11 protein-coding genes are annotated in these 13,520 nt (G+C 71.2%); 4 read left to right on the forward strand and 7 right to left on the reverse strand.

Annotation, left to right across the window (positions count from 1 at the left end; genetic code table 11):
- Positions 1-55: 55 nt before the first annotated feature.
- Together JWR86_RS07920 and JWR86_RS07925 are read left to right on the forward strand one after the other, a co-directional pair.
- Complete coding sequence (locus tag JWR86_RS07920) at positions 56-595, forward strand: DUF1134 domain-containing protein (protein ID WP_299563306.1); 540 nt, start codon at positions 56-58, stop codon at positions 593-595.
- A 266-nt stretch (positions 596-861) separates the two neighbouring features.
- Positions 862-1,644: an SDR family oxidoreductase gene (locus tag JWR86_RS07925; protein WP_299563267.1), complete on the forward strand. Its 783-nt coding sequence runs from the start codon at positions 862-864 to the stop codon at positions 1,642-1,644.
- 1 nt (position 1,645) lies between these two features.
- Here the strand turns inward: JWR86_RS07925 and JWR86_RS07930 are convergent, their stop codons facing one another.
- The 4 genes from JWR86_RS07930 to JWR86_RS07945 form a co-directional block, all read right to left on the reverse strand.
- Entirely contained in the window at positions 1,646-1,873 is a 228-nt protein-coding gene (locus JWR86_RS07930; RefSeq protein WP_299563269.1) for a hypothetical protein, read from the reverse strand.
- A 170-nt stretch (positions 1,874-2,043) separates the two neighbouring features.
- Positions 2,044-2,904 (reverse strand): D-amino-acid transaminase, encoded by an 861-nt coding sequence (locus JWR86_RS07935; RefSeq protein WP_299563272.1) that lies wholly within the window; start codon positions 2,902-2,904, stop codon positions 2,044-2,046.
- Positions 2,905-2,974: 70 nt separating this feature from the next.
- Positions 2,975-3,712, reverse strand: coding sequence for a methyltransferase domain-containing protein (locus JWR86_RS07940; protein WP_299563275.1), 738 nt, complete (start codon positions 3,710-3,712; stop codon positions 2,975-2,977).
- 182 nt (positions 3,713-3,894) lie between these two features.
- Positions 3,895-5,337: a cytochrome P450 gene (locus JWR86_RS07945; RefSeq protein ID WP_299563278.1), complete on the reverse strand. Its 1,443-nt coding sequence runs from the start codon at positions 5,335-5,337 to the stop codon at positions 3,895-3,897.
- A 155-nt stretch (positions 5,338-5,492) separates the two neighbouring features.
- Between JWR86_RS07945 and JWR86_RS07950 the strand changes: the two genes are divergently transcribed.
- A complete protein-coding gene (locus JWR86_RS07950) occupies positions 5,493-5,795 on the forward strand; it encodes a hypothetical protein (RefSeq protein ID WP_299563281.1) in 303 nt (100 codons plus the stop codon).
- A 13-nt stretch (positions 5,796-5,808) separates the two neighbouring features.
- On the opposite strand, the gene JWR86_RS07955 is transcribed toward JWR86_RS07950, so the two are convergent.
- Together JWR86_RS07955 and JWR86_RS07960 are read right to left on the reverse strand one after the other, a co-directional pair.
- Positions 5,809-6,804 (reverse strand): nickel transporter, encoded by a 996-nt coding sequence (locus JWR86_RS07955; protein ID WP_299563284.1) that lies wholly within the window; start codon positions 6,802-6,804, stop codon positions 5,809-5,811.
- Positions 6,795-7,442: a DUF1007 family protein gene (locus tag JWR86_RS07960; protein ID WP_299563288.1), complete on the reverse strand. Its 648-nt coding sequence runs from the start codon at positions 7,440-7,442 to the stop codon at positions 6,795-6,797. The genes JWR86_RS07955 and JWR86_RS07960 overlap by 10 nt, the downstream gene beginning before the upstream one ends.
- Positions 7,443-7,715: 273 nt before the next feature.
- On the opposite strand from JWR86_RS07960, the gene JWR86_RS07965 reads away from it, so the two are divergent.
- Entirely contained in the window at positions 7,716-11,231 is a 3,516-nt protein-coding gene (locus tag JWR86_RS07965) for an indolepyruvate ferredoxin oxidoreductase family protein (RefSeq protein WP_299563291.1), read from the forward strand.
- Between the two features lie 80 nt (positions 11,232-11,311).
- On the opposite strand, the gene JWR86_RS07970 is transcribed toward JWR86_RS07965, so the two are convergent.
- Positions 11,312-13,520, reverse strand: a 2,209-nt coding sequence (locus JWR86_RS07970) for a PBP1A family penicillin-binding protein (RefSeq protein ID WP_299563294.1), incomplete at its 5' end; no start/stop codon positions are given.

Genomic DNA, 13,520 nt, shown 5'->3' on the forward strand with positions numbered 1-13,520 from the left:
GAAGGAGACGCGCATGATCACGCGGCGCAGCTTGTCGACCATGCTCCTTGGAACCATGGCTGGGCTCGGGGCGAGCCCCGTCGTCGCCCGGGCTCCGCGGCCCGGCGAACGGGAAACGTTCTCCACCCGCGAACTCGTCGATTCGGGCCACGGCTTCTTCGGCAACGTGTCCCGCGGCCTCGCGCTCACGCTCGAAGAGGCGACCCGGCGCTGGGGCGAGCCCAACGGCTACATCTTGGGCCAGGAAGCGTCGGGCGCGCTTTTCGGCGGCCTCCGCTACGGCGAGGGGTCCATCTATACCCGCCGCAACCGCGGCCAGCGCATCTATTGGCAGGGCCCGTCGCTGGGCTTCGACATCGGCGGCGAAGGCGCCCGCCAGATGATGCTGATCTACAATCTCCCGGCCATCGAGGCGATGTACGAGCGGTTCCTCGAAATCGACGGCTCCGCCTATTTCATTGCGGGTTTCGGCCTCAGCGCGGCCACCCGCGACAACATGGTGGTGGTGCCCATCCGGTCCGGCGTCGGCGTGCGGCTGGGCGTGTCGCTCGGCTATTTGAAGTTCAGCCCGAGCCCAACCTGGAACCCGTTCTGACCGCCTCGGGACCGCCGGACGAGGCGGCCATCACCCGCGAGGTCGCCGCGCTGGAGCGCGAGATCGCGGATCCGGCCGGCGCGGGGCTCGCCCCGGCCGAACTTCGCCGCCGCATGGACGCTGTCGCTGATCTGATCCTGGCCGGGCCGGCGGGGCCTCCCTCTGTGCCCGTCGCGGGCGGGGAGCAGCCCGGAAGCGCCGCCGGGCCGATTGCCCAGCCGCAGCGCAGGGGCTAAGCGGGCCGCCTCATCGGAGACGTGGCACCCATGGATCTCGGCCTCGACGGCAAGCGCGCCCTTGTCCTGTCCTCGAGCCGCGGCCTCGGCCGCGGCATCGCAGAAGCACTCGCCGCGGAAGGCGCCCGCGTGTTCATGACGGCGCGGAGCGAGGACAAGCTCAAGGCCGCCGCCGAGGCCATCAACGCCCGCGGGCGGGGCCAGGCCAAGTTCATGGCCGCGGACCTGAAGACCGGCGTCACCGCCATTCACGAAGCGGCCGTCGCGGCCCTTGGCGGCATCGACATCCTGGTCGCGAATACGGGCGGCCCGCCGGCCGGGACGGCGCTGTCGGTGGAGCCCGACAGCTGGACCCCGCAATTCGAGGCCATGGTGGTTCCGGTGTTCCGGCTGGCGTCGCTGGTGCTGCCCGGCATGCAGAAGGCCGGGTTCGGCCGCATCCTGGTCGTAGCCTCGTCCGGGATCGTCCAGCCGATCCCGAACCTCGTCATGTCCAACGCCCTCAGATCGTCGATCCTGGGCTGGGCCAAGACCCTGTCCGGCGAGGTCGCCAAGGACGGCGTCACCGTGAACATGATCCTGCCCGGCCGCATCGAGACCGACCGCACGGGGGAACTCGACGCCGCCAACGCCAAGCGGGCCGGCAAGACCGTGGAGCAGGTCGCCGAGGCGGCCCGGGCCGCGATCCCGGCCGGCCGCTATGGCGACGTGCGGGAATTCGCCGACGTCGCCTGCTTTCTGGCCTCGGCCCGGGCGAGCTACGTCACGGGCTCCGCCATCCGGGTGGACGGCGGAGCGATCCGGTCCGTCTGAGCTATTTGGGGTCGGCGTTCGGCCGCGCGCTGCCCGGCGTGCCGGCCGGCGGAATCACCGGCGTCGTGCCCGGATTGGTCGGCGTCAGGACCATCCCGGACCCGGTCACGGGCGGCTTGATCACGCCGTCGCTCTTTTCGAGCCGGTCGCTGAGCGTTCCGGTCGAGCCCGTCGTGTCTCCGGCCTGGGGCTCCATCTTCTCCGGAACCGTGTTGTGCGGCGCGGGCATGTTCGGGTCCCGCGGCTGAGGCTGGACCGGCATTTGCGCCGCCGCGGAAGCCGCGATCATTCCGCAGGCGGCAGCGACGATCGCCGTCCGCCAGATCATTCCGCGTTCCATGGCCCAACCCTCGCCCTTGTTCTGAGCGGATAACAGGCGGGGCGCCGGCAGGGTTCCGGTCAGGCCGCGGGCTGGGTTCCGCGGGCGGCCTCAAGGTAGAGCGCGCGCAGGCGGCGCGCGATGGGACCGGGACGCCCCTCCCCGACCGCCCGGCCGTCGATCGAGACCACCGGCATGACGAGCGACGTGGCGCTGGTCAGGAAGGCTTCGGCCGCGCCCTTGGCTTCCTCCGGGGTGAACGGCCGCTCCTCGATGCGGAGCTGGGTCTCCTCGGCGAGGCGCAGCAGCGCCTGGCGCGTGATGCCGGGCAGGATCGCGTGCGAGAGGGGTCGCGTGACGATGCAGCCGTCACGCGTGACGATGAAGGCCGTGGACGAGCCGCCTTCCGTGACCTGCCCGTCCTCCACCATCCAGGCCTCGGCGACGCCGGCTTCGGCGGCCGCCTGCTTGGCCAGGACCTGGGCCAGCAACGCCACCGACTTGATGTCGCGCCGGGCCCAGCGCAGGTCCGGCACCGTGATCACGGCGACCCCGGTCTCGGCGCCGGGCGCGTCGGTCATGCGCTTCTCCTGGGTGAACATCACCACAGTCGGGCTGACATCGGCCGGAAAGGCGAAATCGCGCTCGGCCACGCCGCGCGTCACCTGCATGTAGACAAGCCCCTCGGTCAGGGCGTTGCGGCTGACGAGCTCCTCCTCGAGCCGCGTCCATTCCGCGGCGCTGTGCGGATTGCGGATCCGGATCTCCCCGAGCGAGCGCTCGAGCCGGGCGAGATGCGCCTCGTTGTCGACGAGCCGGCCCTCGATCACGGCCGAAACCTCGTAGATTCCATCCGCGAACAGGAAGCCCCGATCCATGATCGGGATACGGGCCTCGTCATACGGCACGAACGAACCGTTGACATAGACGATGCGGGACATGGCGCTCTCCGGACGGGCCACTCGTGCCCCCACCGCCCCGCTTCCGCAAGTCGAGGGGCGGCCTGGTCCCCTATTTCACGGCCAGGATGTAGGCGAAGCTCGTGACCAGGCGCCAGTCGCGCGCCCGGGCCAGCCGGGTGAAGGCGGCGTCGAGCTGCTTCAGCACGGGGATCTTCCAAAAGTAGCTGTAGCCCCAGAACGGCAGCAGCAGGGTCTCGCGAAAGCCCGCCTGCTCCAGCATCGGGACCACCTTGTTCGGGTCGCCGAAGCAATGGTCGTAGAAGGCCGGGAATTTCGGGTTGTCGCCGGCCTGATGCCGGTCCGGAAAGAGCCGGCTGACAATGGCGCTTGAGACGGCCTCGGGCACCATGCGGTTGAGCCAGAAGGGGGGCGCATGCAGCGTCGGCACGAAGGCCAGCGCGACGCCGCCCGGAGCCAGCATCTCGTATTGGTTGCGCCAGAGCTGACGGGCGTCCCGCACATGCTCCATCACCATGCGGGAATAGACGAAGTCGTAGCTCCCGGGCGTCACGACCCGCATCGTGTCCGGCGAGGCCACGTCGCAATGGAGCTTCGCGAAGGCCGCCGGCGCCAGGGCCAGTTCCGCAGCCGAGATGTCGTTCAGCGTGACAGAGAGGCCGAGCCGGCGCGCCTCGTCGGGGGTGAAGAGCGGGTCGCGGCCGCCCCCCACCTCGAGGTGGCGCGACAGGCCGTATTCGGCCGAGATCGCCGTGACCGTGTCCTTGTAGGCGCTCCAGGACCAGTTCCAGTCGGGCGAATAGCCGAGATCCCGCACGAGAGCGGCCAACGGGCGGCGCGCGGCGCCGGCAGGCCGGGGCTCGCCGGCAACCGGAGGAGGTTCGGACAGGGCCGCCGACATGGGACAGATTCCCTCAGGCGCAGGACGCGTCCGGCCTGCCTAGCCCGGAAAGCGTGAACATCCTGTTCGGCGAAAGCCGCGGACTCGTGGGTCCGGCAGGCGGCCCCCGCTCAGGCATGCCCGAACGGACAGGCGGGCGCGGCCGCCTCGGGGCCGGCCGCCGGCCCCGCCGGGGTTGCGGCCGGCCGGCGCGGCATGACGAACATGGGCAGCGTCTCGCCGGGCCGCAGTGTCAGCCGGCAGACGGGCTGAACATCGTGGCCGGGTTTCAGCCGCAGGGTGAAGCGCTGCGCCAGGGTGGCCAGCGACAGGATGGATTCGGTCATGCCGAAGGAGAGCCCGGCGCAGATCCGGGGGCCGATGGAGAACGGCACATAGGCGAATTTCGAGACCGGCTCGGGGCTGCCCGGCAGGAAGCGCTCGGGCGTGAAATTGTCGGGCTCGGCCCAGAGCTGCTTGTGGCGGTGCAGCAGCCAGGGCACCACCATCACCAGCGAGCCCTTGGGCACGGGCCGCCCCCGGATCGTCTCGTCCTCCAGCGCCTCCCGGGCCAGGATTGGCACCGGCGGATACAGCCGCAGCGTCTCCTCGATCACGGCGCGCGTGTAGGGCAGACGGGCGACGTCGCGCAGCGACGGGGCCTCGCCGCCGAGCACCGAATCGAGTTCCTCGTGCAGCTTCGCCTCGACGTCGGGGGCCTGCGACAGCAGAAACCAGGCCCAGGCGAGCGTGTTCGCGGTGGTCTCGTGCCCGGCCATGAAGATCACGGCGGCCTCGTTGCGCAGCGCCTCGTCGGCCAGCGGCGCGCCCGTCTCGGCGTCGCGCGCATCCAGCAGGTGGCCGATCACCGAGGTCTCGCCCGAGGCGCCGCGGCGGCGGTAATCGGCGATGATGCCGTCCAGCACCGCGTGGATGCGGGCCTTGGAGCGGTGCAGGGCCGGCCCGTGCCAGCGCGGCAGCCAGTCCGGCAGGCCGAGCAGCGAGAGGGCGTCGGTCTGGCCGACATGGCGCTGGTAGTCGCTGAAGCCCTCGACGACCTCGCGGGCATGCGACGCCCCGAGCTGGCGGCCGAAGATCGTGCGGCAGATGATTTCCGCCGTGAGCTCGGCCATCTGCGACAGGGCGTCGACCTCCGCGCCCTCCGGCAGCGCCGCCCAGCGCTCGCGCGCCTCCAGGATGGTGTCGACCATGATCGGCGCGAACAGCCCGATCTTGTTGGTGTGGATCACCGGGCCGACGAGCTTGCGGCGTCGCCGCCACGTTTCCCCGTCCGAGACGAACAGGCCGTCGCCGAGCAGCGGCTCGAGCGCATGGCGCATCTGGGGGGACTTGCGCTCGAACGCGGCGTTCCGGGACGAGAAGGCGTATTGCACCAGGTCCGGCGCGTTGCAGATGAAGATCCGGCGCGCCAGCACGCGGGTGACCGAGAGTTGAATCTCGAAGGCCCGCTCGCCGAAGATCTCGAGCAGATTGCGGCGGGCGCGGCGAATGACCTGGAAGGTCGAGAGCGGCTTCGCGGCGCGCGGCGGAAACGGGGGAACGAACGCGCTCAATCCGGCCAGTCCTGCCTTCGGCCGCTCCGGCTTACGGGGCGGGACGGGCCTGCACAAGCACCGCTGCCGCCGCAACCGGGCCGCCAAGCGGAACGGAGAGGGCCCGCGAGCGTTCGATCCCGGACGCGACATTCTCCCCACACCGAGACCACAGCATGCGACGCACCCTCACTCTGGCTGGAACCCTCGTTACCGCCCTGCTGCTGCTGCCGGCCCCGGCCGGCGCTCAGGACCGGGCCGTCAACACGGGCCTCGGGGCCATCGCCGGCGCCGTCGTCGGCGGGCCTGTGGGCGCCGTGGCAGGCGGCGCGATCGGCTACGGGGCCGGCAACGAGATTTCGCGCGGGCTCGGCCTGAGCGGCCGACGCAGCTACCGGCGCTCCGGCTATCGTGGCCGCTCCGCCTATCGCCGCGGCGCCTACCGGCGCAGCGCGTACCGGCGCGACTACCGGCGCTGACGGGCCCGGCGGATCAGGCTCCGCCGGTCCACACGCCGAGAAGCAGCGCGGCCCCGATCACCAGGACCAGGGCGGCGGCCGCGAGTTCGGCCGCGGCTCCCAGGACGGCACCGGTGCGGCCACGCCCAGAGGCGAGCCGCAGCGCGAGCCGCTTGGCGTAGATCGCCAGCGCGGCCAGCGCCCCGGTGGTGAGCGCGGTGCCGAGCGCCATGGCGAGCGTCGCCGCGACACCCGCCGCGAACAGGCCCCATGAGGCCGCCAGCGTCAAAACCACGATGGCCCCGGCGCAGGGCCGGATCCCGGCCCCGAGCGCGACCGCAGCCATCTCCGTCCAGGAGCCGTCTGACGGGGGCGCCACGGGGTGGCAGGCGCAGCCATCCGGATCCGCTCCGGCCGGGACGTCGGGCCCGGCGGCGGCCAGGACCTTGCCGGCCTTTCGCCACACCAGCACGAGGCCCAGGATCACCACCACGGCGAAGCCGCCGATCTCGGACACCTGCACCGTGCGGCTCATGGCCGCGGCGGTCCCGCCCAGGATCAGAAACACGGCCGTGACGAGCAGGATCGCCACGGCGGCCTGGATCAGCGCCGCCGCGAAGCTCACGCCCAGTCCGCGCAGCAGCGCCCGCTCGCTGGACACGATGTAGGCCGCGATGACGGCCTTGCCGTGCCCGGGGCCGGCCGCGTGGAAGACGCCGTAGGCGAAGCCGATTCCGAGCAGCAGGCCGAGCCCCGAGATCCCGTCGCTGCGCAGCGCCGACAGGGCTGAGCGGAGCGAGGCGAAGAAGGCGCCCTGCCAGGCGAGAAGCAGCCCGCCGAGACCGGAGGCGGCCGGGGCCGCCTCGCGGATCCCCATTCCAAAGGGGCTTCGGGCCGGTGGTGGCGCGGCCGGGGCCAGCCAAGCGCCGATCAGCAGGGTCGCGCCGCCGACCAGAAGCACTGCCGCGACCGCCGTGAGGAGGCGCGGCCAGGGACTTGCCGGGCCGAGCCGAAGCGCCGTTACGGACATGCCACCACCGTCCGGCTCGCGAAGGAAGCACCGAAGCTGCTGGAGGCCGAGAGATTCTGGAAAAAGCTCTCCGACAAGGATTTGTTGGCCTCGGTGGGGACCGGCTTGGGGCGACTCACCGTCAGCGAACAGCCCGCCGGGGCGCCGTCCAGCCGAACCGCGTCGGCCGCCGCGGCAGTCTGAAAATCCACGAAGAAGGTTGGGTCGTAGACCTCGAGCCCGAGCAGCTTTCCGGCCGCCGGGCTCTTCAGCAGCACCTCGAACCGCAGCGTCAGGCGGCCGTTCTCAAACGACATCCCGGCGTTGCGCGGGACATCCATGGCCTGCTTGACGCCGTTGGCCTTGAGCACGGTGAAGTAGCCGGACTCGCCGAGGGCGGAGACGTTGGTCTCGGCCAGTTGCTTCAGCTCCTCCTCGCTCGTGCGCCCGTCCCCATTGGCATCGAGCCCCTGCACGGTGACGGTGGAATAGCCCTCATCGAAGGTCCAGTGGTGGCGCACCGCCGCCACCTTGCCGGCCTCGTTGAACATCAGTTCGGATCTCACCTCGATCCAGACATGCGGGTGCGCTGCGGCCGGCCCGGACGGCAGCGCGGATCCGAGCGCGAGAAGAGCGGCCAATGCACGACGTCGCAGCACGAGAGGATCCCGATCCGGCCTCACGCTGGCCGGCCATGGTTAAGAGAAGGTGAAGGCGCGCGTGCCTCGCGATGCCCTACAGAGCGCCCGAAAGGGGCGAAAGCGCGGCCTCCCCCGCAGCTCGGGATCGCTGATCCGAACGCAACCCTCCGGCCCGCGTTGATCCGAACGGTTCCAGCTTATCGTTGACCGTCGCCGGCCCATATGTCAGCATTGCTGACCCATTCTCGGACCGGACCCCATCCGGCTGGGGCTGGCGAGGAGGAGAAGGTCATGGCGCACTCAGGTTCCGCCGACCTGCCGCTCGGCGCCGTGTCGCTCGACGACAAGTACGACCTCAGCAGGGACCGGGTCTTCATCACCGGCACGCAGGCCATCGTCCGCCTGCTGCTGATGCAGCGCGAACGCGACCGCTTGGCGGGGCTGAACACCGCGGGCCTCGTATCCGGCTATCGGGGCTCGCCGATCGGCGGCCTCGACCTCAACCTGTTCAAGAGCAAGAAGCAGCTCTCCGCCTCCCACATCGTGTTTCAGCCCGGGCTGAACGAGGAGCTGGCCGCGACCGCGCTCTGGGGCGCGCAGCAGGCCGCCATCCGGGGCGAGGGCAAATACGACGGCGTGTTCGGTGTCTGGTACGGCAAGGGCCCGGGCGTGGACCGGACCGGCGACGTGTTCCGCCACGCCAACCAGGCCGGCACCGCCCAATATGGCGGCGTCCTGGCCCTGATGGGCGACGACCACACGGCCGAATCCTCCACGGTCGCGCACCAGTCCGAATTCGCCTTCGTGGACGTGATGAGCCCGATCCTGAACCCGGCCGGGGTGCAGGAGATCCTGGATTACGGGCTGCATGGCTTCGCCCTGTCGCGCTTCTGCGGTGCCTGGACGGCCATGAAATGCGTCAAGGACAACATCGAGTCGACCGCGTCGGTGGACGGGTCGCTCGACCGTGTGAAGATCGAGATCCCGACCGATTTCGTGATGCCCCCGGGCGGGCTGAACATCCGCGTGCGTGACCCCTTCCTGGAGCAGGAAGCGCGGCTGCACGATTTCAAGCGCGACGCCATGCTGGCCTATGTGCGGGCCAACCGGCTGAACCACATCGTCCTGTCCGGCGGCCGCAATCCGAAGGTCGGGGTGATCACGGTCGGCAAGTCCTATCTCGACGTTCGCGAGGCGCTGGAGGAGCTCGGCCTCGACGAGGTCAAGGCCAACGACATGGGGCTGCGCCTGTACAAGGTCGCCTGCCCCTGGCCGCTCTCGCAATCGGAGCTGGTCGAGTTCGCGCGCGGGCTCGACCTCGTGATCGTGGTCGAGGAGAAGCGCTCGCTGATCGAGGTCCAGGTCCGCGAGGAGCTCTACGGCACGGCGAACCAGCCCGTGGTGATCGGCAAGAAGAACGAGAGCGGCGCCTGGCTCTTCCCCGTGAAGGGCGCCCTCGACACCAACGAGATCGCCATCGCGATCGGCGAGCGGCTGCTGCGGTACCACCGCAACGACGATCTGGCCGGCCGGCTCGCCCGGCTCAAGGAGGCGCAGGCGATTCTGGCCGCGACCTCCGACGTGGCGGTCCGGACGCCGGGCTTCTGCTCGGGCTGTCCGCACAACTCGTCCACCAAGGTGCCGGAAGGCCACCGGGCCTATGCCGGCATCGGCTGCCACTTCATGGCGCAGTGGATGGACCGCTCCACCGAGGGCTACACCCAGATGGGTGGCGAGGGCGCCAACTGGATCGGCGAATCGCCGTTCTCGACACGCGGCCACGTGTTCCAGAACCTGGGCGACGGCACCTACAACCATTCGGGCTCGCTGGCGCTGCGCTGGGCGGCGCATACCAAGACGACCGTCACCTACAAGATCCTGTTCAACGACGCGGTCGCCATGACCGGCGGCCAGCCCCACGAGGGCGCGCTGACGGTCGACATGATCGCCCGCCAGGTCTCCGCCGAGGGCGTCGAGGTGATCCGCCTCGTCACCGACGAGCCGGACAAGTACCCGTCCGGGACGCGCTGGCCGCCGGGCCTGTCGATCCACCACCGGGACGAGCTCGACGCCGTGCAGCGCGAGCTCGCCCAGGTGCCGGGCACCTCCGTGCTGATCTACGACCAGACCTGCGCCTCCGAGAAGCGCCGCCGCCGCAAGCGCGGCGCGTTTCCCGATCCCGACAAGCGCGTCATCATCAACGACCTCGTCTGCGAGGGCTGCGGCGATTGCTCCGTGCAGTCGAACTGCGTCGCCGTGCAGCCGCTCGAAACCGAGTTCGGCCGCAAGCGGGTGATCGACCAGTCGAATTGCAACAAGGACTTCTCCTGCGTGAAGGGGTTCTGCCCCTCCTTCGTCACGGTGCATGGCGGCAAGCCGCGGCGGCCGGAGCCGGTCGCCACCGCGGCCGGCGCGTCGGATCTGCCCGAACCCATGGTTCCGGCGATCGAGAAGACCTTCAACGTGATCGTCACAGGTGTCGGCGGCACGGGCGTGGTGACGGTCGGGGCCATCCTCGGCATGGCGGCGCATCTCGAGGGCAAGGGCCTCGGGCTGATCGACATGGCCGGCCTCGCCCAGAAGGGCGGCGCGGTGCTGAGCCACCTCCGGCTCGCCAACCACCAGGATGACATCACCTCGATCCGGGTCACTGCCGGGCAGGCCGACCTCATCCTCGGCTGCGACCTCGTCGTGACCGGGGGCAAGAAGGTCCTGGGCGCCGTGACGGCGGGCCGGACCGCGCTCGTGGTCAACACGGCCGAGGTGATGCCGGGCGATTTCGCCCGCAACGCGGATTACTCGCTGCCGGCCGAGCGGCTGAAGCGGGTGATCGCCCAGACGGGGGGCGGCCGCACGGATAACGGCCCCGGCGTCTCGTTCGTGGACGCGACCGCGACCGCCCTGGCGCTGCTTGGAAATGCCATCGGGGCCAACATGTTCGTGCTGGGCTATGCCTGGCAGACCGGGCGCGTGCCCCTGTCACGGGCCGCCATCCGCAAGGCGATCGAGCTGAACGGCGAAGCCGTGAAGATGAACCTCGACGCGTTCGAATGGGGCCGCCGCGCCGCCGTGCAGCCGGACGAGGTCGCCCGGCTCGTGGCCGCCAATCGGGCCGGGGCGGACAGCCAGGACCTGTCGGAGACGCTGGACGAGGTGATCGCCCGGCGCGTCGCCTTCCTGACCGACTACCAGGATGCCGCCTATGCCGAGCGCTACCGCGCCCAGGTGGACCGCGCGCGGGCGGCCGAGACCCGGGTGGTCCCGAATGGCAGCGGGCTGATGGAGGCGGTGGCCCGCTCGCTGTTCAAGCTGATGGCCTACAAGGACGAGTACGAGGTCGCCCGCCTGTACACGAACGGGCATTTCGAAAAGCAGGTCGCGGCCACGTTCGAGCCGGGCGCCCTGCGCTACGAGGTCCATCTCGCGCCGCCGCTGCTCGCCCGGCGCGATCCGGAGACGGGCGTGCCCCGCAAGATGACCTTCGGGCCCTGGATCCTCACGGCGTTCAAGTACCTGGCCAAGGCCAAGCGACTGCGCGGCTCGGCCTTCGACCTGTTCGGCTACACCCACGAGCGCAAGGTCGAGCGCCAGCTCGTCCGCGACTACGAGGCGATGCTGGACGAGGTCCTGGCCGGGCTCACGGCGGAGAACCACGCCGCCGCCATCGGCCTCGCCAGCATCCCGGAGAAGATCCGGGGCTACGGCCACGTCAAGGCGCGGCACCTGGAGGCGGCGAAGCGGGAGGAGGCGGAGCTGTTTGCGCGCTTCCGGTCACCCGAGCCGTCCCTGGCTCACGCCGCCGAGTGAGGGCCGGCGGCACACCGCCCGCCCGGGCCGAGATGTCGGCCTGAAATGCGAGCCAGGCCGGGCCGCTCAGCGCCGCCCGGTCAACGCGCCCACAGCCCGAGCCCGGCCGCCTGCGCCTGCTGCTCCGCCTCGCGCAGATCCTCGTCCGCGTCCGGGCCGGCCCGGCCGCCGCCGTTGTACAGGACCACCCGCGACAGGTCGTAGCCGTCGAGCGCGCAGCGGTAGGACTTGCCCTCGCCCTGCGCCTCGCAGCTGACGGGACGGCGCCGGAGGTAGCGGGCGAAATCGCGGGCCGGACGCCCGCCCACGCCCTCGACGCCGAAGAGCCGCACCGGAACGCCTTCGACCTCGAGCGTGCCGGTATCCCGGACGGAGGCCCGCCCCCGGATGGCGGCGGGCGGCCCGATCGCGGCCGGGGTGTCGGCCCCTCCTCCGGGGGCAGGCGTGGGGGGACGGGCCCGGGTCGCGGCCGCGACGCGCTGGGCGCCAAGGCGCTGCGCCTCCGTGGCCACCATGCGCCAAATCTTGGCCGGCAGGTCGCCGCCGGTCACCGACTTGGTCGGCGTGTTGTCGTCATTGCCGACCCAGACCCCGATCGTGATCTCGGGCGTGAAGCCGACGAACCAGGCGTCGCGGCTCTCCTGAGTGGTGCCGGTCTTGCCGCCCACGGGCGTCGTCCCGAGCCGCGCGGTGCGGCCGGTCCCCTCTTGGACCACGGCAAACAGCATGTCCCGCATGGCCGCCAGGACGGCCGGGTCGCCTTGCCCCGGGGCGGGCGGCTCGTGGCGGGTAACGGCCCCGTTGGCCGCCGAAACGGTGCGGAGGAGGTAGGGCTCGACCCGAGGCAGGCCGGCCGCGACGGCCCCATAGGCCCGCACCATCTCGAGCAGCGTCACCTCGGCCGAGCCGAGGGCCAGGCTCGGAACGGCCGGCAGGTCGGAGCTGACCCCGAGACCGCGCGCGGTGGCGATCACGGCCGGCATGCCGACCGCTTCGGCGAGCTGGACCGCCACCGTGTTGATGGAGGTGGCGAAGGCCGATCTCAGCAGCACCGGGCCGCGGTAGCGGCCGCCGTAGTTTTCCGGCTCCCAATCGGCGATCTGGATCGGCCGGTCGACCATCACGGTCTGGGGGGTGGCGCCGTCCTTGAGGGCCGCCAGGTAGACGAAGAGCTTGAACAGCGAGCCGGCCTGGCGCTTCGCCTGGACGGCGCGGTTGAACTGGCTGGCCGCGTAATCGCGCCCGCCGACCATGGCCAGGATGGCGCCATCCGGCGCCATGGCGATCACGGCGGCCTGCTCGACGTTCTTGGCCCGGCCCTCCTCCTTCAGCACCTTTTCGACGGCCCGCTCGGCCGCCGCCTGCAGCCGGAGGTCGAGCGTGCCGGTCACGGCGAGGTCCTGGGCGGGGTCGGGCGCGAGCCGCCGCGCCTCGCCCTCGACCATGTCGAGATAATAGTTGGTGCCGGGCGGCACCTCCGGCGGGCGCCACACCGAGACGGGGTTGCGGCGCGCCGTGTCGATCTGCTCGGGGGTGGCGGCCCCCGTCTCCAGCACGGCGGTGAGCACCAGCTCGGCCCGGGCGCGGGCGCCTTCCAGGTTCTTGTTGGGTGCGAGCGAGGACGGAGACCGCACAAGCCCGGCCAGCATGGCGGCCTCGCCGAGATCGAGGTCGCGGGCCGGCTTGCCGAAATAGCGCCGCGAGGCCGCGTCCGCTCCCCAGGCGCTGGCCCCGAAATAGACGGCGTTGAGATAGCGGGCCAGGATCTCGTCCTTGGACAGGGTGGCGTCGAGCCAGAGCGCGAGCGCCGCCTCCTGGACCTTGCGGCGCAGCGAGCGCTCCTGGGACAGGTAGGTCAGCCGCGCGAGCTGCTGCGTGATGGTGCTTCCACCTTCCCGGGCGCCGCCGGCGTTGCGGACCACGGCCCGGGCAAGGCCGCGCAGGTCGATTCCGAAGTGGCTGTAGAAGCGCCGGTCCTCGATGGCCACGATGGCGGCTTTCAGGGGAGCCGGGATGGTCTCCGGGGTGAGTTTCTCGCCCTTGACCACCCCGCGGGTCGCGAAGACCTCGCCGCTGCTGGAGGCGACGGACACGGCGCTCGGGCTGGGATCAGCCGCCATGCCGCCTTCGCTCGGCAGGGTCATCAGGCAATAGCCGACAAACAGCGCCACCCCGAGCAGCGCCACCCCGAACACGGCCGCAGCGCCCCGAAGCAGGCCCATGCGGCCGGGCCTGGCCCTGAGCCAGAGCGCGGCCGCCGAGCCCGCCCCGCGCAATCGGCCGGCAGCG

This window comes from Enterovirga sp. (genome assembly GCF_028290205.1).
Taxonomy (GTDB): domain Bacteria; phylum Pseudomonadota; class Alphaproteobacteria; order Rhizobiales; family Beijerinckiaceae; genus Enterovirga.